This is a genomic window from Roseateles sp. (genome assembly GCF_039595595.1).
Lineage (GTDB): Bacteria > Pseudomonadota > Gammaproteobacteria > Burkholderiales > Burkholderiaceae_C > Roseateles.
The window spans coordinates 41,479-64,959 of sequence record NZ_JBCNLG010000025.1; the positions used below are offsets into that span (position 1 = coordinate 41,479).

Here is a 23,481-nt window from a genome sequence, read left to right on the forward strand (position 1 = left end):
CCGCCCTCAACTCCCGCGATAGGTGGAGTACGACCACGGGCTCGCCAGCAGCGGCACGTGATAGTGCGCGTCCGGATCGGCGATGCCGAAATCCAGCGGCACCTCGTCCAGGAAGGCCGGCTCCGGCAGCGTCACGTGCCGGTGACGGAAATAGGCGGCCACCTCGAAGACCAGCCGGTAACGCCCGGCCTGCAGCGCCGCGCCTTCCAGCAGCGGCCCGTCGGCGCGCCCGTCCGCGTTCAGCATCAGCGACTGCAGCAGGCGCGGCTCGCCGTTCTCGATCCGGTACAACCGCGCCGCCATGCCGGCCGCCGGGCTGCCATGCATCGTGTCCAGCACATGTGTCGTGAGCTTGCCCATCGGCGTCTTCGGTGGAATGAAAGCGCAAAGTGTATACACTCCCGGACACAAAATCCGCCCCGCCATGAACGCCCGCGACCCCGACGCCGCCGCCTCCGTCACCGAGCGCATCACCGCCGCCATCACGCAGGCGATCGTCGAGCGCCGCCTGATGCCGGGCACCAAGCTCGTCGAGCAGCAGCTGGCGGACATCTTCGACTGCTCGCGCACGCTGGTCCGGCAGGCGCTCAACCAGTTGAGCCGCGACCGGCTCGTGCGGCTCGAGCCCGCGCGCGGCGCCTTCGTCGCGCAGCCCAGCGTCGAAGAGGCGCGCCAGGTCTTCGAAGTGCGCAAGATGCTGGAGGCCGCGATGCTGTCCGATCTCTGCCAGCGCATCACGGCCACGCAGGTGCGTCAGTTGCGCGCCCACCTGAAGCAGGAACGCGAAGCCATCGCCCGCACCGACGTGCCCGGCCGCACGCGGCTGCTGGCGGACTTCCACGTCGTGCTCGCCCGCATGCAAGGCAACGAGGTGCTGGCCCAGCTGCTCACCGACCTGCTCTCGCGCAGCTCGCTGATCGCGCTGATGTACCAGAGCTCCCATTCCGCCGCCGAGTCCCAGGCCGAGCACGAGGCCATCGTCGACGCCCTCGAAGCCCGCGACAAACGCGCCGTGCTGAAGCTGCTCGACGCGCACCTGGGCAACGTCGAGGCCAATCTGCGGCTCGATCCCCGCGTGCAGGACCTGAAGGCCGTCCTGCAAGCTTGAACCGGCCCCCGCTCCATATCGCCCATGAAACCCGTCGTCTCCCCCGGCTATCCCCGCGACCTGATCGGCTATGGCGAACACCCGCCGCATGCGCAGTGGCCGGGCCAGGCGCGCATCGCCGTGCAGTTCGTCCTGAACTACGAGGAAGGCGGCGAGAACTCGGTCCTGCACGGCGACGCCGGCAGCGAACAGTTCCTGTCCGAGATGTTCAACCCGCCCGCGTTCCCGGCCCGCCACCTGAGCATGGAAGGCATCTATGAATACGGCTCGCGCGCCGGCGTCTGGCGGCTGCTGCGCGAATTCGAGAAGCGCGCGATGCCGCTGACCGTGTTCGGCGTGTCGATGGCGCTGGAGCGGCATCCGGAGTTGACGCGGGCCTTCGTCGAGCTGAACCACGAGATCGCCTGCCACGGCTGGCGCTGGATCCACTACCAGCAGGTCGACGAGGCCATCGAGCGCCAGCACATGGACATCGGCATGGACATCATCCAGCGCCTGACCGGCGAGCGGGCGTCGGGCTGGTACACCGGCCGCGACAGCCCGCACACGCGCCGTCTGGTCGCCGACTTCGGCGGCTTCGAGTACGACAGCGACTACTACGGCGACGACCTGCCGTTCTGGCTCAACGTGCGCAAGACCGATGGCACGCTGACGCCGCATCTGGTTGTGCCCTATACGCTGGACTGCAACGACATGCGCTTCGCGCTGCCGCAGGGCTTCAGCCACGGCGACGAGTTCTTCGACTACCTGCGCGACACCTTCGACGTGCTCTACGCCGAGGGCGCCGAGGCGCCGAAGATGATGAGCATCGGCATGCACTGCCGGCTGCTCGGCCGGCCGGGCCGCATGCGCGCGCTGCAGCGATTCCTCGATCACGTCGAGAAGCACGACCGCGTCTGGATCGCGCGCCGCGTCGACATTGCCCGCCACTGGCGCGCGACGCATCCGTTCGACGCCGACAAGGCCTTCGTCTGGGGCTGATTCCCACCGAGCATCCGATGAGCACACCCGCCCTCACCCTCGACCTCCTCAATGCGGCCGGCCCGGAGCGCTTCGTCGCGCTGCTCGACGGCATCTATGAACACTCGCCATGGATCGCGCAGCGCGCCTTCGCGGCGCGGCCGGTGCAGGGCTTCGCCAGCCTGGCCGCGCTCAAGCACGCGATGGCGAGCGCCGTCCGGGACGCCACGCCGGGCGAGCAGCTCGGCCTGATCCGCGCGCACCCGGAACTCGCCGGCAAGGCGATGGTGGCGAAGTCGCTGACCGCCGAGTCCACCCGCGAGCAGCGCACCGCGGGTCTGACCGACTGCACGCCCGAGGAGTTCGCGCGCCTGCAGCAGTTGAACGCGGACTACAACGCGCGCTTCGGATGGCCCTTCATCCTCGCCGTGCGCGGCCCGCGCGGCGACGGCCTGTCGCGCCAGCAGATCATCGACACCTTCGCGCGGCGGCTCAACGGTCATCCGGACATCGAGCGCGCCGAGTGCCTGCGCCACATCCATCGCATCGCCGAGATCCGCCTGAACGACAAGTTCGGCGTCACGCCGGCGCTGGGCAACCAGGTCTGGGACTGGGCCGAATCGCTCGCGCGCTTCTCCGATCCCGGCTTCGCGGAGAACGGCCAGTTGACCGTGCTCTACCTGACCGAGGCGCACCGCGCCGTGGCGGCCCAGCTCGCGGACTGGATGCGCGAGTGCGGCTTCGACGAGGTCTCGATCGACGCCGTGGGCAATGTCGTCGGCGTCTATCACGGCGAGGACCGCGAGGCCCAGCGCCTGCTGACCGGCAGCCATTACGACACCGTGCGCAATGGCGGCAAGTACGACGGGCGGCTCGGCATCCTGGTGCCGATGGTCTGCGTGCGCGAGCTCAAGCGCCAGGGCCGCCGGCTCAAGCACGGCATCGAGGTGGTCGGCTTCTCCGAGGAGGAAGGCCAGCGCTACAAGGCGACCTTCCTCGGCTCCAGCGCGCTGGTGGGCCGCTTCGATCCCGCCTGGCTGGACCAGGCCGATGCCGATGGCGTCGTACTGCGCGAGCTGATGCAAGGCGCCGGCCTGCCCGCGACGATGGAGGCCATCCACGCGCTGCGGCGCGATCCGGCGCGCTACCTCGGCTTCGTCGAGGTCCACATCGAGCAGGGCCCGGTGCTCAACGAGCTCGACCTGCCGCTGGGCATCGTCACCTCGATCAACGGCAGCATCCGCTACGTCGGCGAAGTGCGCGGGCTCGCCTCGCATGCGGGCACGACGCCGATGGGCCGCCGCCGCGACGCGGCCGCCGCCGTGGCCGAGCTGATCCTTTACGTCGAGGAACGCGCCGGCGCGGTGCCCGACGTCGTCGGCACCGTCGGCCAGCTGCAGGTGCCCAGCGGCTCGATCAACGTGATTCCCGGCCGCTGCCGCTTCAGCCTGGACCTGCGCGCCACCACCGATGCGGCCCGCGACGCGCTCGACGCCGACGTGCGCCAGCGCCTCGCCGAGATCTGCGAGCGCCGCGGCCTCGGCTTCACGCTGGAGCGCACCGAGAGCGCCGCCGCCGCGCCCAGCGCGCCGGTGTGGCAGGCGCGATGGGAAGCGGCGGTGCTGGCGCTGGGACTGCCGGTGCACCGGCTGCCCTCGGGCGCCGGCCACGACGCGATGAAGCTCCACCAGGCGATGCCGCAGGCCATGCTGTTCCAGCGCGGCCTGAACCTGGGCATCAGCCACAACCCGCTCGAAGCCATCAGCAACGACGACACCGAGCTGTGCGTGCGCGCCTTCCAGGCGCTGCTCGACGGACTCTGACTCCTCCTGACGCCCGCCATGACCGCTCCCGCCTCCACCGCCACGCCCTCCTCCAGCGACGCCCGCTTCGCGGCGCTCGACGCCTGGATCGACGCCCACTTCGACGAACAGGTCCGCTACCTGCAGGAACTGGTGCGCGTGCCCACGGACACGCCGCCCGGCAACAACGCGCCGCATGCGGCGCGCACCGCCGAGTTGCTCGCCGCCATGGGCTACACCGCCGAGCAGCATCCGGTGCCGGCCGAGCAGGTGCGCGAGTACGGCCTGCAGTCCCTCACCAACCTGATCGTGCGCCGGCGCTTCGCGGACGGCGGTCCGGTCATCGCGCTGAACGCGCATGGCGACGTCGTGCCGCCCGGCGAAGGCTGGACGCGCGATCCCTACGGCGGCGAGATCGTCGACGGACGGCTCTATGGACGCGCATCGGCCGTGAGCAAGAGCGACTTCGCGACCTACACCTTCGCGCTGCGCGCCCTCGACGCCGTCCAGGCCCAGGGCGCGGCGCTGAAGGGCGGCGTCGAGCTGCACTTCACCTATGACGAGGAGTTCGGCGGCGAACTGGGCCCCGGCTGGCTGCTGGCGCAGGGGCTGACGAAGCCCGATTACCTGCTCGCGGCGGGCTTCAGCTACCAGGTCGTCACCGCCCACAACGGCTGCCTGCAGATGGAGGTGACCGTGCACGGCAAGATGGCGCACGCCGCCATCCCGGACACCGGCATCGACGCGCTGCAAGGCGCGGTGGTGATCCTCAACGCGCTGTACGCGCGCAATGCCGAGTACCGCAAGGTCACGTCATCCGTCGAGGGCATCAAGCACCCCTACCTCAACGTCGGCCGCATCGAGGGCGGCACCAACACCAACGTGGTGCCCGGCAAGGTCACGCTCAAGCTCGACCGCCGGATGATCCCGGAGGAGGATCCCGAAGTCGTCGAAGCGGAGATCCGCGACACCATCGCCCGGGCCGCGGCTTCGTTCCCCGGCATCACGGTCGAGATCCGGCGCCTGCTGCTGGCGCGTTCGCTCAAGCCGCTGCCGGGCAACCGGCCGCTGGTCGAGGCGCTGCAGCGCCATGGCGAGGCGGTGTTCGGCGAGCCCATCCCGACCTCGGGCACGCCGCTCTACACCGACGTGCGTCTCTACGGCGAGCACGGCATCCCGGCGGCCATCTATGGCGCGGGACCGCGCACGGTGCTGGAGTCCCATGCCAAGCGCTCGGACGAGCGGGTCGAGCTCGAGGACCTGCGCCGCGCCACGAAGGTGGTGGCCCGCACGCTGCTGACGCTGCTGGCCGGCGGCTGACGCCGCCATCAGGGCGCTCGCGCGCCTAGAATCCGGCCCGCCATGCGCCTGCATTCCCCTTCCGCCCTCGCCCGCTGGATGGTCGCCCTGACCTTCTGGCTGGCGGCACTGCTGCCCGCGGCGGCCATGGCGGCGCAGGCGCTCCATGGCGACCTGGCGCCGTGGACGCAGATCTGCCGCGCCAGCGTCGTGGGACCACGCGCGGCCGAACTGCGCGACGGGCTCGCCGGCAGCGGCGTGAACGACCAGGACCACGCGCTGTTCCAGCATTGCGCGTTCTGTCACCTGCACCAGGACGCGCTGCCGCTGCCGCCCGTCCCGGTGATGCTGCCGCTGCGCGCCGAGCTGCGCCACGGTCTGCCGGAGCGCTTCCTCAGCGCGCCGGTCACCGCCCACGCCTGGCGCAGCGCGCCCGCGCGGGCGCCGCCTTCGACGGTCTGAAGCCGACGCGCCGGTCATGCCGGCGCCCCTTCATCCGTTGGAGTTTCCCTTCATGCACAGCATTTCCCGTGCGCGCCGCCTGCAGGCCGGCGCGCTGACGATGCTGGCGACCGCCTCCGCCGCCGTGTGCGCGGCGGATGACGCCAGCCTCCGTGTCCAGACCCTGGGCATCGTCCGCGTCGACGGCGCGGCGCCGACCTCGCTCCCCAGCCGCATTCCCACCACGATCGAGGGCGTCAGCGGCGAGGACATCGCCCGCGACATCAACGCCACCGACGCCGAGGACGCCCTCAAGTACCTGCCCAGCCTGCTGGTGCGCAAGCGCTACATCGGCGACTACAACCACGCGGTGCTGTCCACGCGCGCCTCGGGCACCGGCAACAGCGCGCGTTCGCTGGTCTATGCGGACGGCATCCTGCTGTCCAACCTGCTCGGCAACGGCGCCACCTTCGCGCCGCGCTGGGGACTGGTGTCGCCCGAGGAGATCACCCGCGTCGACGTGATGTACGGGCCGTTCTCGGCGGCGTATCCGGGCAACGCGGTGGGTGCGGTGGTCGACTACCAGACCCGCATGCCGGCGCGCTTCGAGGCGCATGCGCGCCTGGGCTACAGCCATCAGCCCAACGATCTGTACGGCGCCCGCCGGAGCTATGACGCGAAGCAGGCCAGCGCCTCGATCGGCAGCGCCGAGGGCGCGCTCTCGTGGTGGATCCACGCGGGCCGCACCGACAGCGAGGGCCAGCCGCAGACCTTCGCGACACGGACCGTGAGCAGCGTGGCCGCCGATCCGGCCGCCGTTGCGGTGACGGGCGCGGTGCCAGGCCTGAACCGCGTCAACCAGCCATGGCTGCTGCTGGGCAGCGGCACCCAGTACGGCACGGTCCAGGACCAGGCGAAGCTGAAGCTGGCTTACGAGCTGTCGCCGGGCCTGCGGGCGCTCTACGTTTTCGGGCTGTGGAGCAACCGCTCGGAGGGCCGCTCGCAGAGCTTCCTGACCGATGCTGGCGGTGAGCCGGTCGACCATCGCCGCGGTGGCGGCCTGACGCAGCCGGTCAGCATCGACGGCAGGGCCTACACGCTCGGCGCAAGCGACTTCCCGCAGACGCGCGACGAACTCGAGCACCGCATGCACGCGTTATCGCTGAAGCGGCGCGTCAGTGAGGGGCTCGGGTGGGAGCTGTCGGGCAGCGTCTACGACTACCTCGCCGATCGCTCGCGCGCGTATGCGCCGACGCAGAAGGCCAGCGACGGTGGCCGCCTCACCGACCAGGCCGGCACGGGGTGGAACACGCTGTCCGCCAAACTGACCTGGACGCCCGCGGGCAGCGATCACGCGATCGATGCCGGCCTCTCGCAGGAGCGCTACCAGCTGCGCACGCGGGTGTCCGGGCTGAGCGACTGGCGCTGGGGAGCCGCGGGCGCGCAGAGCTCGCGCTTCGAGGGCGACACGCGCGTGCGCGCCCTCTTCGCGCAGGATGCGTGGACCTTCGCGCCGGACTGGACCGCGGTGCTGGGTCTGCGCGGTGAGCGCTGGCAGGCCTTCGACGGCCTCACGCAGGCCGCCGCGGACACCGCGCCGCATCGGCACGAGGACCGCGCGCGCACCGCCTGGTCGCCCAAGGCGGCCCTCTCCTACGGCCTCTCCGAGCGCTGGGTGCTGAAGGCCAGCACCGGACGCGCGGTGCGCTTCCCGACGGTGAGCGAGTTGTTCCAGGGCGGCTTCGACCCGGCCGGCAACTTCATCAACAGCAATCCGCTGCTGAAGCCCGAACGCAGCTGGACCAGCGAGCTCAGCGCCGAATGGACGGGTCAGGGGCGCGACAACCTGCGGATCACGCTGTTTCACGAGGACAGCCGGGATGCGCTCTATTCGCAGATCAATCCGGGCGTGAGCACCTCCACGAGCACGGTGCAGAACATCGATCACGTGCGCACGCGCGGGGTGGAGTTCAGCGGCACGGCGACGCTGCCCAGGCGCGTCATGCTGACAGGCAGCCTGACCTTCGCCGACTCGATCATCCTGGCCAACGGCGGCTACGCGACGGTGCCCGGCGACACGATCGGCAAGTGGCAGCCGCGGGTGCCGCGCTGGCGGGCGACGCTGCTGGCGCAATGGCAGGCGCGGGACGATCTGAGCCTGAGCCTGGGCGCGCGCTACAGCGGCAAGCAGTTCAGCACGCTGGACAACAGCGACGTGAACGGCTTCGCCTACATGGCCGCGAGCAAGTACTTCACCGTCGACGCGCGAGCGCAGTGGAAGATCGACCGCCAGTGGACGCTGGCCGCCGGCATCGACAACCTCAACAACTACCGCTACTGGAACTTCCATCCGTATCCGGCAAGGACGTTCCAGGTGGAAGCGAGGTGGGATTACTGAGCCAATCCATCTGGCAGCTCGGCATCGGGCCAGTGCCGCGCTGCATGGATCACGCGTTGAATGATCAAGCGGGGCGGCGGCGACTGGTAGAGCACACGGTAATTGCGCCTGATCGCCAAGACCCGCGTGTCGTTGAAGCGCGTGCGCGTGCCGATGCCAGGCTGAAAGGCGAGCAGCCTGAACTTGCGAAAGAACTCCTTTGCCATCTTCCTGGCGGCGGAAGGGTTGTCGCGCGCGATGCGGCTGAGGATCTCGACGAGATCCCGGTGAGCCGCGTGCGTGATCGCGGCACTCAAGTTTCGTCCGGAAGGTCAGATGAGCCCTCCGCTCCGAATTGCTCCTCGATCTCCCGTTCGACCTGCTCGAGAGGCAGATCGTGTCCGAGCGCGCTGGACCGGCGTGCTTCCTGCACGAGCCGGTATTCGTGGGCCTCCCGGTTGTCCGGGTCAAAGAACTCGGGGCTGTTGACGAAGACGGCCTCCTCAATCAACCAGGACACGTGCTCGTCCAGCGTGAGGTTCGATTTCACAGCCCCTGCTTCGAGCTTGCGCTTCAGCTCCGCATTGATGCGGATGGTCAAGGTGGTCTCGGGCTCGGGCATCGTGGGACTGAAATGGATCGGATCCAGGAGGGCGTTCATTCTGCACCTGCACTTTCCAACGAGGAGGAGAAGAGCAGTCTGAGCGCGCTGGCGGCGGTCCCATGTCAGCCAACCGCCCCCAACGACTTGGACGAGTCAGCGCTTCGGAAAAGTCGATCAGTTTGAGCCAGTCCTCATCGCCACGGGCCTCCCGCGTTCGGCGCCTCGGTACTTCCCCTGACTGACCAAAGGCACCCCCCGCCCCTGGCGGGCACAATCGTCCGCCACCGCCCGGCGGCCACGAGCCGCGAGGCGGTTTCCAGACTCCCAGGAGCACACCGCATGCATTCCCGACTTTCGCTGACCGCCGCGCTGGTGGTCGGACTGGGCGCCGCCGCGGCCGCGACCGCTCAGACCGCTCAAACCGCCCCGAGCGCGCCCGCCGCCCCGGCCTCCGCCGCGCAGTCCTTGAGCTATCCCGCCACCCGCAAGGTCGACCAGACCGACGACTACCACGGCACCCGCGTCGCCGATCCCTACCGCTGGCTCGAGGACGACAACTCCGCCGAGACCAAGGCCTGGGTCCAGGCCCAGAACGCGGTCACCGACAAGTTCCTCGGCGCGATGCCGCAGCGCCTGCCCACGCGCAAGCTCTACACCGAGCTCTACAACTTCGAGAAGTACGGCGTCCCCTACAAGGAAGGCGGCCGCTACTTCTGGACCCGCAACGACGGCCTGCAGCAGCAGGCGGTGCTCTACACCGCGCGCAGCCTGAAGGACACGCCGCAGGTCGCGCTCGACCCCAACACGCTGTCCAAGGACGGCACCGTCGCCCTGACCGGCGGCGCCGTGTCGCGCGACGGCCGCCTGATGGCCTACGGCACCGCCGGCGCCGGCTCCGACTGGCAGACCTGGAAGGTCCGCGACCTGGAGGCCGGCAAGGACCTGCCCGACACCATCGAATGGGTGAAGTTCTCCGGCGCGTCCTGGACGCCCGACGGCAAGGGCTTCTTCTACTCGCGCTACGACGCGCCGAAGGAAGGCCAGGCCCTCACCGGCGCCAACTACTTCCAGAAGGTCTACTACCACCGCCTGGGCACGCCGCAATCGGCCGACGCGCTCGTCGCCGAGAACCCGGCCGAGAAGGAATGGGGCTTCAACGTCGAGGTCACCGATGACGGGCGCCTGGGCCTGATCCACGTGTGGAAGGGCTCGGGCAGCAAGAACGGCCTGATGCTGCTGCCGCTGGACGGCCACGGCGGCTACGCCGGCGCCAAGCCCATCCCGCTGACGCTGAGCTTCGACGCCGAGTACAGCCCCGTCGTGCTCGACGGCCAGCGCCTGATCGTCAAGACCGACAAGGACGCGCCCCGCGGCCGCCTGATCGCGATCGACCTGGACAAGGACTGGCAGGCCCGGGATCCCAAGACCTGGACCACGCTCGTGCCCGAGACGCAGGACGCGCTGACCGCCGCGAGCGGCGTCGGCGGCGAGCTGATCCTGAGCTATCTGCAGGACGCCTCCACGCTGGTGCGCATCCATGCGCCCAGCGGCAAGCATGTGCGCGACGTCAAGCTGCCCGGCATCGGCACCGCGGCCGGCTTCGGCGGCAAGTGGAAGGATCCGGAGACCTTCTTCAGCTACACCAGCCTGACCACGCCGGGCGAGATCTGGCGCCTGGACGCCAAGACCGGCCGCACCGACCTGTTCAAGCGCGCGCAGACCGCCTTCGACGCCGACCAGTACGAGAGCAAGCGCGTCTTCGTCACCAGCAAGGACGGCACCAAACTGCCGATCTTCATCGCCCACCGCAAGGGACTGAAGCTCGACGGCAGCAACCCGACGCTGCTCTATGGCTACGGCGGCTTCAACGTGCCGATGACGCCAGGCTACGGCGTCACCGCCGCGACCTGGATGAAGATGGGCGGCGTCTACGTGCTGGCCGTGCTGCGCGGCGGCGGCGAGTACGGCGCCTCATGGCATGACGCCGGCACCAAGCTGCGCAAGCAGAACGTGTTCGACGACTTCATCGCCGCCGGCGAATGGCTGGTGGCCAACAAGTACACCCAGCCGGCCAGGCTCGCCATCAATGGCGGCTCCAACGGCGGCCTGCTGGTCGGCGCGGTGACCAACCAGCGTCCGGACCTGTTCGGCGCCGCGGTGCCGCAGGTGGGCGTGATGGACATGCTGCGCTTCCACAAGTTCACCATCGGCTGGGCGTGGACCTCGGACTACGGCGTGTCCGAGAACCCCGAGGAATTCAAGGCGCTGCTGGCCTACTCGCCGCTGCACACGATCAAGAGCGGCGTGCGCTACCCGGCGATCCTGGTCACCACCGGCGACCATGACGACCGCGTCGTCCCGGCCCACAGCTTCAAGTACACCGCGACGCTGCAGGCCGCCGACACCGGTCCGGCGCCCAAGCTGATCCGCATCGAGACGCAGGCCGGCCATGGCGCCGGCAAGCCGACCTCCAAGATCATCGAGGAGCGCGCGGACATCCTGGCCTTCATCGCCAACACGTTCGGCATGGACGTGAAGTAAGCGAACCGCCGCCCGCGCGCGGCGGCGGCCACGTCCAGATCGGCCGTCACGGCGCACCCCGTGCCCGGCACGAGGAAATGGCCGTGAAATCCGGCCAGTTGTTTGGCCGGATTTGGGCCGTGTTCTCGTCGTCTCGCCGCGCCGCGCATTGGCGATGATGCGAAGCATGACGACACGCCGCACGCCCGCCTTCACGCAGCCCACGCTCCCGCGTCCCTGCTTGCGAAAGCCAGCCCCGGCGCAGCCGCCGAGCGGCGGCTGAGGTCCCGCCCGATCCACGCGCCCAGGCCGCGTCCCGCCACGGGTCGCCTGATGGCCGGCGCGCTCGCGCTCCACTTTCGCCACGCCGCAGCGCCACGCCCCGCAGTCCGGCCGTCCAGGCGGCGTCTCAGCGCTCTTGCCCAGCCCGGCCCTTCCACGAGGGGCTGGGCTTTTTTTCGTCCCGGTGCGCGCGGTGCCCTGCGTTGTCACGCGCGAACAATTTCCAGGTGCCGATGACTGACCCCCTCTCGGTCTTTCCCGGACATCCACATGCCGCGTTCTTCCTCTCCCACACTCACCACTGGTTATGTCGTCCTGAACGATGACGGCGACGTCGAACATGAACCGCCTCGTCGCCTGCGCGACCAACTCTTCGCCGCGGCAACGGACGGGGACGACGCAACGACGGAGCGGCTCCTCGAACAGATCGCCCTGCGCGGCGGCTGGTGCGGCGAGATCGACGCCGATACGCATTTCGAGATCCTGCTCAAAGCGTTCGCGGCCGCGACGAACGCGGGCCGCGAAAAGACGTCCTTCCTCTGCCTGTGGGCCATGGGAGGCGATCGGGAACTCCAGAAGATCGCGGACCGGAACCTGCCGTCGATCCTCTCGGTCATGGCGTCACGCGGGCTCGACGCAAGCCGCCCTGACACCAAGACGCTCGAGAACCTGCTGCAGCGCCTGCCCACGCTGGACTGGGCCTCAGAGGCTCCGACCCGGGCCGGAGGAGCGACCCTGGACGAATTGCAAGGCGAGGAGGCGGAACGCGCGTGGAGTCTGTTCCAGGCCCGCTCCTGTGACCCGCAGGTCCTTCTCCGCAGTGCGGATCGGCGCCGGGAGATCGTCAACGGATCGGCCGGGGCTCAGCGCTTCTCCAAGGCATAGGCGCGCACGCTGTCGCCGGGCTTGGTGCCCGTCGACCCGTGCCCGCCCGCGACGACCAGCACATACTGCCGGCCGTCCGCGCCCAGGTAGCTCATCGGCGTGGCCTGTCCGCCCGCGGGCAACCGCCCCTCCCAGAGCTGGCGCCCATCGTTGACGTCGTAGGCGCGGACATAGTTGTCCATGCTGCCCGACAGGAAGGCCACGCCCCCCGCCGTCATCAGCGGTCCGCCCAGGCTGGGCACGCCCAGCGGCAAGGGCAGTGGCAGCGGCGACAGGTCGCGCACCGTCCCGTTGCGATGGCGCCAGACCACGCGGCCCTCGTTCAGGTCAACGCCCGCCACCGTACCCCACGGCGGCGTCTGGCACGGAATGCCCAGCGGCGAGGTGAAGGGCTTCATCTTGGCCGCGAAGGGGGCGCCGAAGTTTTCGTTGAGCGCCGGCAGCGAGCCGCTGGGCGGGCCCTCGTCCTGCACCAGCAGCGACTTGTCGTCATGCCGCCGCACCAGCTGCGAGGTGAAGGCCAGCACCGCCGGCGTCGTGAACGCAATGCCGCGCACCGGATCGACCGCGATGCTGCCCCAGTTGAAGACGCCGAAGTTACCCGGATTGATCAGCGAGCCCTGCTCCGACGGCGGCGTGAAGCGACCTTCATAGCGCAGGCGGTGGAAGGCGATGCGGCACCAGAGCTGGTCGAACATCGTCACGCCCCACATGTCGCGCTCGCGCAGCACCGGCGGGTTGAAGGAGATCGCCGACACCGGCTGCGTCGGCGCGGTGAAATCGCCCGCCGCCGCGCCCTGCGGCGCCGGCGCTTCGATCACCGGGAACACCGGCTTGCCGTCGCGCCGGTCCAGCACGAAGAGCTCGCCCTGCTTGGTCGCCTGCACCAGCGCCGGCACGCGCTGCCCGCGCACGGTCAGGTCGACCAGCACCGGCTGCGCCGGCACGTCGTAGTCCCACAGGTCGTGATGCACCGTCTGGAACACCCAGCGCGCGCGTCCCGTCGCCAGATCCAGCGCCACCACCGAGGACGAATGCTTCTCGACGTTGGCCGAGCGCTTGCCGCCCCATTGATCCGGCGGCTGGTTGCCCATGGGGAGATAGACCAGGCCGAGGTCCTCGTCGACGCTGGCCACGGACCAGCTGTTGGGCGAGTTGGCCGTGTAGGTCTGCCCGGCGGCGAGGGGCGCGGTGGCGTCCGGGTTCGCGGAGTCCCAGTTCCAGACCAGCGCGCCGGTCTCGACGTCATAGGCGCGGATCACGCCCGACTGCTCCTTCGTGGACGCGTTGTCGAGCACCGTCCCGCCGACGATCACCAGCCGCCGCGTCACGACCACCGGCGAGGTCGAGTAATAGGCCCCCGGCTTGGCGTTCGGCATGCCGGCCCACAGGTTCACGGCGCCCTGCTCGCCGAACGAGGGACAGGTCTTGCCGGAAACCGGATCCAGCGCGATCAGCCGCGCGTCGGCCGTGGGCATGAAGAGCTTGGCCGCGCAGGGCGGCGGCTGCGCGCCGGCCGGCGCCATCGGCTGCGGGGGCGGCTGATACGACAGGCCGCGGCAGGTCAGATGCTGTAGCGCGAGCTCGCCGCGCACTTGCGGATCGAAGCGCCACAGCTCGCGGCCCGTGGTGGCGTCCAGCGCCAGCACGGTCTGGTGGGGCGTGCACAGGAACAGGCGCTCACCGACCTTCAGCGGCGTGACTTCGAAGGTCGTCTCCTTCGGATCGCCGGGCCGGCCGCGCAGGTCGCCGGTGTGGAACTCCCAGGCCAGCTTCAGCCCGCCGACATTGGCCGGCGTGATCTGCGCCAGCGGCGACCAGCGCTGGCCGAAGCCGGTGCGGCCATAGGCGTGCCATTCGCCGTCCGGAATCGCGGCCGTTCCCGAGGCGGCCGGGCCCGGCGGCCGGGCCGCACTGCTGGCCGGCATGGTGCCCCGCACGGCATGCAGGTCGTGGGTCCAGGACAGGGCCGCCGCGACGACGAAGGCCGCCAGCGCCGCCGTCAGCGTGAGCGCCGGCGGACTGCGCCAGGCCACGCGCCGGGGATCGTCGAGCGGCAGGTGGCGGCGCATCGTCGGCACCAGCGCCAGCAGCACCGCGCCGATCACGAAGGGCACGCCCAGGCGGGCGCCGAGCGGCCACCAGTCCAGCCCCGCCTCCCACAGGCTCCAGGCCAGCGTCACGAGGAAGTACAGCGCGTAGCCGAGCACGGCCCCGCGCAGCCGTCCCCACATCAGCGCCCCGATGAGCACCCAGGCCAGGCCCGACAGCGCGTAATACCAACTGCCGCCGAGCGACGCCAGCCAGCCGCCGGCGGCCAGCATCACGAAGCCCAGGATGAGCAGCACCGTGCCGAGAATGCGGGCCAGCCACGGGACTGGGGCGGGAGAAGGCGCGAGGAGGGTCGACATGCGCCGGCACGGCAATCGACATGCCGGTTGCCCACGCCGCCTGTGGACAAGTCGTGGGGAAAGCTGAGGGCGGCGCGCGCAAGTCGTTGATCCGAGAGAGGCGGCGCTGGATTGCCTCAGTTTTGGGCACTGGACCGGTGCTGGACTCCGGCAGGTGATCGGCGTGCATCGGGAACCCCCGGCGGCCCGCCGCGACCCAGTGCCGATGACCTACCCATCCGCATCGACCCTCCGGGGTTTCGAACCCGCGTTTCTCGACGCCATGCATCAGGCGATGAACGCGGCCGCGCAACCCGCGCACCGTCCCGAGGACTCGCCTGGCCATGAACCGCCACGCCGGACCTACGCGCCGCCCAGCCAGTTCGATCCGCTGGCGAACCACGCCGCCAATCGGCGCTTTCTGGACAGCAAGGACGCCTCGGTCGCCAAAGGGGAATGGCAGGCCGCCCATCAACAACTCCTCCGGTTCTGCCAGGAGCAAGGACTGGCCGACGCCGCCGCCGAACTGGCGCACCTGACGCTCGAGGCCGCACCACTCTCGAAGAAGACGATCTCAGTCGCCGATTGCCTGCGCCAGGACTTCAAGGGCGCGCTGGAAGCGCTTGCCCAGCACGTCCGCGACGAGCGCATTCCGATGGCGGCCCGGCGCCAGATCGTCGGCGGCATCACCGATCTGAGCTACTGCCTCCAGCGCCAGCGGGCCGAACTCCGCAAGGCGGCGCTCGAGCTCGGCGCCCATCTCGGCGGCTTGCGAGGCGAGGCTGGTGTGGCGTTCGTCAAGCTCAGCGCCGCGCACATTCAAGAACTGCTGCGGGAGGAGCCCCGCCTCAAGGATCAGGACGTCACCACGCCGCACGTCTGGCTGCCCTTCGCCAAGGTCTTGAGACTGCCGACGCTGCTCGTTGCGGACGCCGTCGATGATCACTACTCGCTCGACATCCGCCTCTATCGCGACGTTGTGGACCGCTGCGCCGCCGCGCTGCCGCGGCGCATCGACAGCATGGCGATCGCCGACTGGCTGGCCGGGCAATGCCTGGACGACGCCAAGGCGATGCTCGCGGAAGAGCTCTGCGGCATGCCGCCCGATTTCCAGCAGGGCGCGGGCCACTGCGACGCGCTGGAACGGGTGTTGCGCCAATTGGCCCTGCGCTATGGCCCTTTGAGCAAATTCAGTTTCTGCCAGCTGGATGAGGACCTGCTCGCGCAGCGGCTCGTGGATCGCCCCTCGATGCTGGCGATCGACATGCGGCGCAAACTGGAGAAGGAAGGCGTGCTGCCGCCAGCCGATGACCGGCTGCTCCACCAGTACACCAAGGACGGGAACATCCACGAGGTCAGACTGCTCGAAGAGCGGCCGTACGTGCTCGTCCGCCCCGATCTAGGCTCGCAACCGTTCCTGCGACCGCTGGACGGCCTTGAGGCGAACCGGCTGCTGCAATCCGCCGCAGGCGCGGGACATCGCCCTGGCACGCCAGGTCCTGCACTCGACGGCAAGGACCGCGACCATCTCCGTGATCACGTCGTGAGACAGGGGCTGGCATCGCAGGCAAGGACGGTGGCGCTGAGCCACCCCACACCTGAGCGCATCGGACACGTCATCGAGCACGTCGTTCTCGAGGACGACACCGTGGCCGGCTGGATGGGCAGCCATCCGGAAGGCTGGGACGCGGCAACCCTCGATCGCGCGCTTCACGAGATCCTGCGATGTCGGCATCGCGCGGCACTTGGCAAGCTCCTGAGCCATTGGACGGGCACCGGTTTCCCGGAGTCCTGGATGAGGCAGGTGCGGCGCCAAGCGGCGCTCGGACGAGCGGGCAACGAGGATCTGCGCATCCAGGGCGTGCATGAGGACGGCGGGCCCAAGGACAACCTGCGCAACGCGCAATGCGAGTTGCTCGATCACATGGAGGATCTGCTGGGGCAGGTGGCGCCATTGGGCGCTGCGCGGGAAGCAGCACGGCAATTCGCGCAGACGCCTTCTCAACAGGTGGACGACAGGGCGCTGGACTCGCTGGCGAAGGCTCTCGCCGACCTCCTGGGCGGCGGCCCCGGCCGCAAGCTCATCGCATCCGTGCTGCTGGAGGACGGCGGCTTGGCAGGAGCGCTGGAAGGCGCCCTCTTCGCCGCAGGCCCGGACAGACTCCTGGCGGAACTTGCCGTGGTGCGCCGCCTGGTCGGGGCGCTCCCATTGACGCCGGAATCGGCTCGCGCCCTGTTGCAGGTCGCCAGCATCGACCGCTTCCCGGTGCCTTTCCCGCTGCTGGGCGCGGCGGTGCTGCTCGGCCGGTTCCCAAACATCATCGCGGCGGTCTTCCGCTGGACCCGCGAGATGTTTCATGCCGGCCTGCTGGACGCGGACGCCGTGCGCCAGATCCTGTTGCCCGACACCTTGGCGGCGGAACACGCCTTCACGCCCGTGGGGAGCGGGCCGGTGGCCAACGCCCTCCAGAGCTATCTGGACCAGTTGCGCGTCGCCGCGCGCGGCGGTCTGTTGTCCTGGGCAGACCTGCCCGCCGCCGAGCTGGACGGCGAGCCGTCGTCCCCACTGATACGCACGGCCATCGAGCGCGGTGGCGATGCCGCTGCCGGGCACTGGGAAAACCACACCAGGGAGATTGCGCGGGCCATGCTCGCGCCTGGCGTGCAACCGGCACCGGACGCGGCAACCCCGCCGCCGGCGTCGTCCTGACGTCCCACGCCGTCTCGCGCCGGCATCACACCGCGTCGAGCCGCCCTTCGACGCGCAGCAAGGTCTCCAGCGCCTGGCTGCGCAGGCCATAGAAGCGCTTGATCTCGTCCAGCTGTGCCAGCAGCTCACCGCGCCGCGCCGCGGTGGGCGGCTGCGGACGCTTCACCGCCAGCACCATCTTGTTCTTGCTGGTGTGCTCCAGCGCGATGAACTCGATCACCTGCGTGTCGTAGCCCATCAGCTCCAGCAGCAGCGCGCGCAGCGAGTCGGTGACCATCTCCGCCTCCTGCCCGAGGTGGATGCCGTGCTGCAGCAGCGGGCGCAAGGCCGCTGGCGTCGTCATCTGCGGGCGGATCTCCTTGTGGCAGCAGGGCGCGCACATGATGATCCGCGCGCCGCTGCGCAGGCCGAAGTGCATCGCGTGGTCGGTGGCGATGTCGCAGGCATGCAGCGCAACCATCACGTCCAGCGGCTGATCGCCGCGCTCGCGCACGTCGCCATGCTCGAAGCTCAGGCCCTCCAGGCCATGCCGCGCCGCCGCCGCGTTGCCCAGCGCCACCATGTCCTGCTTGAGCTCCACGCCCTGCACCTGCGGCGCCAGACCCTGTGCGCGCAGCCAGTCATGCATCGCGAAGGTCAGATAACCCTTGCCCGAGCCGAAATCAGCCAGACGCACCGGCGTGCCGGGCGCGTCCAGACCCGCCTTGCGCACCGCGGCGCCGAAGATCTCGATGAACTTGTTGATCTGCTTCCACTTGCGCGCCATCGCCGGCACCAGCGCCGCCTGCCCCTTGAGCTCGTGCGTGACGCCAAGATCGCGCCAGAAGGCGCTCTCCATCGACAGCGCGCGCGGCTTGGCGCGGTCATGGCCCGTGGGCGCTGGCGCGTCCTGATCCACTTGCGCCCCGTCCTCCGCGGCCTGCGGCGCCGCCGCCTTCCGGCCGACCTGCAGCAGCGGCTTGCCCTTGCGGCTGAAGCGCAGCTGCGCCTCCTCGCCGAGCGTGTCCAGATGCGCCTGCATGAAGTCGCGGCCCAGCAGGCCATCGATCAGCGCGAGGCCCTCGTCCAGCGCATGGTTCTTCGTGACGTCCTTGGTCTTGTGACGCCACAGGAAGCTCAGCGCGCGCTCGCCGCGCAGCTCGATGTCGCGCACCGTGAGGCGCTCGATCGAGCCGTCCTCGCCCTCGTGGCGGTTCAGCAGCAGGCGCTGGAAACGGCGCTCGGCCAGGGCGGTGCGCAGCAGGCGCAGGAAGCGCGCGCGAGCGTCGGGCGGCGCGGCGCCGGCATCGGGGTCGACAAGGGAACTGAACATCGGGGGTCCTGTGGGAAGCCGGGATTGTCCCGCCAAACCGGGATCACGCGCCCTCGCCCGGCAACGGCCCCACGCGGAACGGGCGCCGCCGCGCCCGCGCACGGCCGCCGTTGAAGCCTTGAATTCCGGGGCGATCCGCCCCATCGCGCGGCGATCGGGCGCCATGCCCTGACGCACAATGGCCGGCGCCATGGACGATACCCCCGCCTCGCCCGACATCGACCTGAACGGCCCGCCGGCCGCCGAAGCAGCGGCCGTGCCCGTCGCCGCGCCGCCTGCCGCGCCCGCGGCGCCGTGGGAGGGCCCGTCGCCGGACGTCGTGGCGTGGATGCTGGTGAACTGGCACAACAAGCATCCGCTGGCGCGGCGCATCGGCATCGCCGATGTCCACACCGTCGGCGCCGTGGCCCTGCCCTTCATGGCGCAGGCGCTGCCCAAGGAACCCAGTCTGGAGGGCGGCGCGCCCGCCGAGGCTATCCCCGCTCCGCCCAAGCGCCGTCTCCCGTGGCAGCGCAAGGCCGCCGGCAGCGGTCCGCGTCCGGCCTGGATCGACGACTTCATTCCCGGCCTCAAGCGGTCGAAGGTCGCGGCGATGGCGCTCGACCACGGCTTCACCACCGCCCCGGACGAACTCCCCTTGCGCCGCGTCGACATCGACGAGCGCGCCCTCGCCAGCGGCCCCGATCAGGCCGGCGCGTGGCCCATGGAACTGGTGCTGCTGAGCGCGGCCTTCGATGCGGGCCCGGCGCGCCGGCGGGTGCTGGTGGGCCGCCGCGACCGGGTGCTGGGCCAGCGGGCGCTGGACCCGGCGCGGCTCGGCGTCGCGGGCAGCATCGCGGCCCTGGTGCTGATCGTGGCGGTGTGGGCGCTCTGGCCGTCGTCAAAACCCTCGGCCGAACAACTGGCAGCGCAGGCGGCAGCGGAGGCAGCTTCGGCAGCGTCTGCGGCACAGGTTGCCGAAGCCGCATCGGCCGCCTCCGCGGCGCAGGCCGCGCAGGCCACGGCTTCGGCGGCGTCGGCCTCCGCGGCCGCCCTCGCCGAAGCCGCCTCATCGGCCGGCGACGCCGCTTCCTCTCCCACCGCCCCGGTGGCCGAAGCCACCGCCGCCTCGGCGCCCGCTTCGGCGCCCCTCACGACGGCCGCGCCGGCCGGCGAGATCCCGAACATCCGTCCCACGCTGCAGAGCGGCGTCGAACGGGCTCAGCGAGAACGCGAGCAAACGCAGGCCGCGCCGCCAGCCAATGAACCGCGAAGCAAGACCGCGGAAGGCGGCAAGCTCGCCGCCTCGGCACCGGCGACGGAAGCCGAGCGGCGCCTCGCGGTCGACGATGCGGGGCTGACCAGCCTGATGAAGCGCGGCATGGCGCCCGGCGGCAAGCCGGTCGCGCTGGTCAGTCTTCCGGTGAAGAGCAAGGCCGAGGCCGAGACCCAGCTCAGCCGTATGCGCGAGATGATTGCGCAGACCTTGGGCGGCTCGGCGCCGCCCAACGGCGACGTGTTCCAGACCAAGGAAGGCTGGCGCGCCGCGGTGTGGCCGTTCGCGACGCGCGAGGAAGCGCAGCTGATCAACGCCACGCTGCTGGCCCGCGGGATGCGGGCGCGGGCCGTCGACTTCTGAATCGCGGCCCGCCAGGGCCCGCAAGAGCCCCCCAGAAGGCGCGAGCGTCCGCTCAGGAGCGGTAGTCGGCGTTGATCGTCACGTACTCGTGGCTGAAGTCGCAGGTCCAGACCGTGGTCTGGGCCGGGCCGCGATTCAGATCCACGCGCACGGTGATCTCGCTCTGCTTCATCACGCGCTGGCCGTCCTCTTCCTTGTACTCGGGGCGGCGGCCGCCCTGGGTCACGACGTGCACGTCGTCCAGGAACAGATCGATCAGGCCCTGGTCGAGATCGTCGATGCCGGCGTAGCCGACCGCCGCCAGGATGCGGCCCAGGTTGGGATCGCTGGCGAAGAACGCCGTCTTCACCAGCGGTGAGTGCGCGATCGCGTAGGCGGCCTTGCGGCACTCGTCCTCGGTCTTGCCGCCCTGCACCACCACCGAGATGAACTTGGTCGCGCCCTCGCCATCGCGCACGATGGCCTGCGCCAACTGCTGCGACACCGCCACCACGGCGTCGCGCAGCGCGCGGCCCTCGGCGCTCGTCAGCGAGGCGATGCGATCGTGGCCGGCCTGCTGCGTGGCGATCAGCACGAAGGAATCGTTGGTGGAGGTGTCGCCATCGATGGTGATGCGATTGAAGGACAGGTCCGCCGCTTCCTTGACCAGCGGCTGCAGCAACTCCGGCGCGATCACCGCGTCGGTGGCGACGAAGCCCAGCATCGTGGCCATGTTCGGGCGGATCATCCCGGCGCCCTTGGAGATGCCGGAGATCGTCACCGTCTTGCCACCGATCGAGACCTGGCGCGAGCAGGCCTTGGGCAGCGTGTCCGTGGTCATGATGCCGGCGGCAGCCTCGGCCCAGTGGTCCGGCTTCAGCGCCGCGATCGCGGCCGGCAGGCCAGCGACGATGCGATCCACGGGCAGCGTTTCCATGATCACGCCGGTCGAGAACGGCAACACCTGCGCCGCATCGATCTTCATCTCGGCGGCCAGCGCCGCGCAGGTCTGGCGCGCGCGGGCCAGGCCGTCGGCGCCGGTGCCCGCGTTCGCGTTGCCGGTGTTGATGACGATCGCACGGATCGCGTGGCCGGCGGCCAGGTGCTCGCGGCAGACCTGCACCGGCGCGGCGCAGAAGCGGTTGGCGGTGAACACGCCGGCGACGCTGGCGCCTTCGTCCAGCGCGATCACGGTCAGGTCGCGGCGGTTGGCCTTGCGGATGCCGGCCATCGTGATGCCCAGGCGCACGCCGGGCACGGGCAGCAGGGTGGAGGGATCGGGGGCGGTCAGATTGACGGGCATGGCGGCGCGGGGTTGGATGGACAACGGGCCGCGATTGTAGGAGCCGCCCATGACGCGTCCAGCATCCCGCCCGCCCGGCGCCCAGAAAGGACAACGGCGCCCGTGAGGGGCGCCGTCGTTCAGCGGAGGCCCGAGCGGATCAGGCCAGCTTGCCGTGGCAGGCCTTGAACTTCTTGCCGCTGCCGCACGGGCAGGGATCGTTGCGGCCGACATGGCCCCACTCGCTCGGCACGGCCTGCGTGCCGCCCGCGACCGGTGCCGCGTCCTGCGACACCGAGCCATCCTCGTTCGGATGGGTGTAGGTCACGTTGCTGACGTTCTCGGCGCGCTGCTCGATCGCGTCGGCGGCGGCGGTGGCCTCCTCCTGCGACTGGATGCGCACGTTCAGCAGCACGCGGGTCACTTCCAGCTTCACCGCGTCCAGCAGCTGCGAGAACAGCTCGAAGGCCTCGCGCTTGTATTCCTGCTTCGGGTTCTTCTGCGCGTAGCCGCGCAGGTGGATGCCCTGGCGCAAGTAGTCCAGCGACGCGAGATGCTCGCGCCAGTGCTGGTCGATGCTCTGCAGCAGCACCATGCGCATGAACGGCGTGAACTGCTCCAGCCCGACGCGGTCCAGCTTGTCCTGGAACGCCGCGTCACCGGCCTTCAGCACGGCGTCGAGGATGTCCTCGTCGGTCAGCGTCTCGCTCTTCTTGAGCATCTCGCCCAGCGGCACCTCGAGCTTCCACTCGTCGCGCAGCACGCGCTCCAGCGCCGCCAGGTCCCATTGCTCCTCGAGCGATTCCTCGGGCACGAAGCCGCGCACCACGTCCGTCAGCGTGCCGGTGCGCAGATGCGAGATCTGCGCCAGCAGGTCCTCGGCCTCGAGGATCTCGTTGCGCTGCTGGTAGATGACCTTGCGCTGATCGTTCGACACGTCGTCGTACTCGAGCAGCTGCTTGCGGATGTCGAAGTTGCGGGCCTCGACCTTGCGCTGCGCGCTCTCGATCGAGCGCGTCACGATGCCGGCCTCGATCGCCTCGCCCTCGGGCATCTTCAGGCGGTCCATGATGGCGCGCACGCGGTCGCCCGCGAAGATGCGCATCAGCTGGTCGTCCAGCGACAGGTAGAAGCGCGACGAGCCCGGGTCGCCCTGGCGGCCCGAGCGGCCGCGCAGCTGGTTGTCGATGCGGCGGCTCTCGTGGCGCTCGGTGGAGATCACGCGCAGGCCGCCGGCGGCCTTGACCTGCTCGTGCAGCTGCTGCCATTCGGCCTTGAGCGCGGCGATCTTGGCCTGCTTCTCGGACTCGGACAGCGCCTCGTCGTTCTCGATCGCGACGACGTCCTTCTCGATGCTGCCGCCCAGCACGATGTCGGTGCCGCGGCCGGCCATGTTGGTCGCGATCGTGATCACGCCCGGACGGCCGGCCTGGGTGATGATGTCCGCCTCGCGGGCATGCTGCTTGGCGTTCAGCACCTGGTGAGGGAGCTTGGCCTTGGTCAGCAGCTCGGAGACCTTCTCGGAGTTCTCGATCGACGTCGTGCCCACCAGCACCGGCTGGCCGCGCTCGTGGCAGTCGCGGATGTCCTGCGTGACGGCGTCGTACTTCTCCTTCGTGGTCTTGTAGACCAGGTCCAGCTCGTCGCGGCGCACCGTCGGGCGGTTCGGCGGGATCACCACGGTCTCCAGGCCGTAGATCTCCTGGAATTCGTAGGCCTCGGTGTCGGCCGTGCCGGTCATGCCCGACAGCTTGCCGTACATGCGGAAGTAGTTCTGGAAGGTCACCGAGGCCAGCGTCTGGTTCTCGGCCTGGATCTGCACGCCTTCCTTGGCCTCGACGGCCTGGTGCAGGCCATCGCTCCAGCGGCGGCCCGTCATCAGGCGGCCGGTGAACTCGTCGACGATCACGAC

At 70.1% G+C, this 23,481-nt stretch carries 17 protein-coding genes; 10 read left to right on the top strand and 7 right to left on the bottom strand.

Translation table 11 applies throughout. The features are described 5' to 3' along the window. Positions 1-6: 6 nt before the first annotated feature. Positions 7-360: a hydroxyisourate hydrolase gene (gene uraH / locus ABDW61_RS21805; protein ID WP_343641718.1), complete on the bottom strand. Its 354-nt coding sequence runs from the start codon at positions 358-360 to the stop codon at positions 7-9. A 64-nt stretch (positions 361-424) separates the two neighbouring features. Between uraH and ABDW61_RS21810 the strand changes: the two genes are divergently transcribed. The 6 genes from ABDW61_RS21810 to ABDW61_RS21835 are packed head-to-tail and all read left to right on the top strand — an operon-like array spanning position 425 to position 8,008. Beyond that, positions 425-1,108, top strand: coding sequence for a GntR family transcriptional regulator (locus ABDW61_RS21810; RefSeq protein ID WP_343641720.1), 684 nt, complete (start codon positions 425-427; stop codon positions 1,106-1,108). A 24-nt stretch (positions 1,109-1,132) separates the two neighbouring features. Continuing rightward, positions 1,133-2,089, top strand: a complete 957-nt coding sequence (puuE, locus tag ABDW61_RS21815; RefSeq protein WP_343641722.1) for an allantoinase PuuE — start codon at positions 1,133-1,135, stop codon at positions 2,087-2,089. A 17-nt stretch (positions 2,090-2,106) separates the two neighbouring features. After that, a complete protein-coding gene (gene uraD / locus ABDW61_RS21820) occupies positions 2,107-3,891 on the top strand; it encodes a 2-oxo-4-hydroxy-4-carboxy-5-ureidoimidazoline decarboxylase (protein ID WP_343641723.1) in 1,785 nt (594 codons plus the stop codon). Between the two features lie 18 nt (positions 3,892-3,909). Then, positions 3,910-5,190 carry a M20/M25/M40 family metallo-hydrolase gene (locus ABDW61_RS21825; protein WP_343641725.1) on the top strand — a complete coding sequence of 427 codons (1,281 nt, stop codon included), beginning with the start codon at positions 3,910-3,912 and terminating at the stop codon, positions 5,188-5,190. A 42-nt stretch (positions 5,191-5,232) separates the two neighbouring features. After that, a complete protein-coding gene (locus ABDW61_RS21830; protein ID WP_343641727.1) occupies positions 5,233-5,631 on the top strand; it encodes a DUF2946 family protein in 399 nt (132 codons plus the stop codon). A 52-nt stretch (positions 5,632-5,683) separates the two neighbouring features. Next, positions 5,684-8,008, top strand: coding sequence for a TonB-dependent receptor (locus tag ABDW61_RS21835; protein ID WP_343641728.1), 2,325 nt, complete (start codon positions 5,684-5,686; stop codon positions 8,006-8,008). Here ABDW61_RS21835 and ABDW61_RS21840 read toward each other — a convergent pair. Together ABDW61_RS21840 and ABDW61_RS21845 are read right to left on the bottom strand one after the other, a co-directional pair. Further along, entirely contained in the window at positions 8,002-8,304 is a 303-nt protein-coding gene (locus tag ABDW61_RS21840) for a type II toxin-antitoxin system RelE/ParE family toxin (RefSeq protein WP_343641729.1), read from the bottom strand. The two genes, ABDW61_RS21835 and ABDW61_RS21840, sit on opposite strands and share 7 nt — an antisense overlap. Continuing rightward, a complete protein-coding gene (locus tag ABDW61_RS21845; RefSeq protein WP_343641731.1) occupies positions 8,301-8,648 on the bottom strand; it encodes a hypothetical protein in 348 nt (115 codons plus the stop codon). The genes ABDW61_RS21840 and ABDW61_RS21845 overlap by 4 nt, the downstream gene beginning before the upstream one ends. Positions 8,649-8,930: 282 nt before the next feature. On the opposite strand from ABDW61_RS21845, the gene ABDW61_RS21850 reads away from it, so the two are divergent. Next, positions 8,931-11,132, top strand: coding sequence for a prolyl oligopeptidase family serine peptidase (locus ABDW61_RS21850; protein ID WP_343641733.1), 2,202 nt, complete (start codon positions 8,931-8,933; stop codon positions 11,130-11,132). A 531-nt stretch (positions 11,133-11,663) separates the two neighbouring features. Next, positions 11,664-12,278, top strand: a complete 615-nt coding sequence (locus tag ABDW61_RS21855) for a hypothetical protein (RefSeq protein WP_343641734.1) — start codon at positions 11,664-11,666, stop codon at positions 12,276-12,278. Here ABDW61_RS21855 and ABDW61_RS21860 read toward each other — a convergent pair. Further along, on the bottom strand, positions 12,257-14,689 hold the full coding sequence (locus ABDW61_RS21860) for a membrane-bound PQQ-dependent dehydrogenase, glucose/quinate/shikimate family (protein WP_343641735.1): 2,433 nt from the start codon (positions 14,687-14,689) through the stop codon (positions 12,257-12,259). The genes ABDW61_RS21855 and ABDW61_RS21860 overlap by 22 nt on opposite strands. A gap of 205 nt (positions 14,690-14,894) precedes the next feature. Here ABDW61_RS21860 and ABDW61_RS21865 point away from each other — a divergent pair, with 205 nt between their 5' ends. Then, positions 14,895-17,378, top strand: a complete 2,484-nt coding sequence (locus ABDW61_RS21865; protein WP_343641737.1) for a hypothetical protein — start codon at positions 14,895-14,897, stop codon at positions 17,376-17,378. 25 nt (positions 17,379-17,403) lie between these two features. Here the strand turns inward: ABDW61_RS21865 and ABDW61_RS21870 are convergent, their stop codons facing one another. Further along, positions 17,404-18,690 carry an SAM-dependent methyltransferase gene (locus ABDW61_RS21870; RefSeq protein ID WP_343641739.1) on the bottom strand — a complete coding sequence of 429 codons (1,287 nt, stop codon included), beginning with the start codon at positions 18,688-18,690 and terminating at the stop codon, positions 17,404-17,406. A 190-nt stretch (positions 18,691-18,880) separates the two neighbouring features. Between ABDW61_RS21870 and ABDW61_RS21875 the strand changes: the two genes are divergently transcribed. Further along, a complete protein-coding gene (locus ABDW61_RS21875) occupies positions 18,881-20,308 on the top strand; it encodes a hypothetical protein (protein ID WP_343641741.1) in 1,428 nt (475 codons plus the stop codon). Between the two features lie 52 nt (positions 20,309-20,360). On the opposite strand, the gene argJ is transcribed toward ABDW61_RS21875, so the two are convergent. Together argJ and ABDW61_RS21885 are read right to left on the bottom strand one after the other, a co-directional pair. Beyond that, positions 20,361-21,590, bottom strand: coding sequence for a bifunctional glutamate N-acetyltransferase/amino-acid acetyltransferase ArgJ (argJ, locus tag ABDW61_RS21880; protein WP_343641747.1), 1,230 nt, complete (start codon positions 21,588-21,590; stop codon positions 20,361-20,363). A gap of 139 nt (positions 21,591-21,729) precedes the next feature. Further along, a partial coding sequence (locus ABDW61_RS21885; protein ID WP_343641743.1) for an SEC-C metal-binding domain-containing protein occupies positions 21,730-23,481 on the bottom strand: 1,752 nt, incomplete at its 5' end.

Excerpts from the sequence above, each read along its gene's own strand:
- ABDW61_RS21855 (WP_343641734.1), top strand. The coding sequence starts at position 11,664 with ATGCCGCGTTCTTCCTCTCCCACACTCACCACTGGTTATGTCGTCCTG.
- ABDW61_RS21825 (WP_343641725.1), top strand. The coding sequence starts at position 3,910 with ATGACCGCTCCCGCCTCCACCGCCACGCCCTCCTCCAGCGACGCCCGC.
- ABDW61_RS21845 (WP_343641731.1), bottom strand. The coding sequence starts at position 8,648 with ATGAACGCCCTCCTGGATCCGATCCATTTCAGTCCCACGATGCCCGAG.
- uraH (WP_343641718.1), bottom strand. The coding sequence starts at position 360 with ATGGGCAAGCTCACGACACATGTGCTGGACACGATGCATGGCAGCCCG.
- ABDW61_RS21850 (WP_343641733.1), top strand. The coding sequence starts at position 8,931 with ATGCATTCCCGACTTTCGCTGACCGCCGCGCTGGTGGTCGGACTGGGC.
- ABDW61_RS21860 (WP_343641735.1), bottom strand. The coding sequence starts at position 14,689 with ATGTCGACCCTCCTCGCGCCTTCTCCCGCCCCAGTCCCGTGGCTGGCC.
- ABDW61_RS21865 (WP_343641737.1), top strand. The coding sequence starts at position 14,895 with ATGACCTACCCATCCGCATCGACCCTCCGGGGTTTCGAACCCGCGTTT.
- ABDW61_RS21835 (WP_343641728.1), top strand. The coding sequence starts at position 5,684 with ATGCACAGCATTTCCCGTGCGCGCCGCCTGCAGGCCGGCGCGCTGACG.
- uraD (WP_343641723.1), top strand. The coding sequence starts at position 2,107 with ATGAGCACACCCGCCCTCACCCTCGACCTCCTCAATGCGGCCGGCCCG.
- ABDW61_RS21875 (WP_343641741.1), top strand. The coding sequence starts at position 18,881 with ATGGACGATACCCCCGCCTCGCCCGACATCGACCTGAACGGCCCGCCG.
- ABDW61_RS21870 (WP_343641739.1), bottom strand. The coding sequence starts at position 18,690 with ATGTTCAGTTCCCTTGTCGACCCCGATGCCGGCGCCGCGCCGCCCGAC.
- ABDW61_RS21830 (WP_343641727.1), top strand. The coding sequence starts at position 5,233 with ATGCGCCTGCATTCCCCTTCCGCCCTCGCCCGCTGGATGGTCGCCCTG.
- ABDW61_RS21810 (WP_343641720.1), top strand. The coding sequence starts at position 425 with ATGAACGCCCGCGACCCCGACGCCGCCGCCTCCGTCACCGAGCGCATC.
- argJ (WP_343641747.1), bottom strand. The coding sequence starts at position 21,590 with ATGCCCGTCAATCTGACCGCCCCCGATCCCTCCACCCTGCTGCCCGTG.
- puuE (WP_343641722.1), top strand. The coding sequence starts at position 1,133 with ATGAAACCCGTCGTCTCCCCCGGCTATCCCCGCGACCTGATCGGCTAT.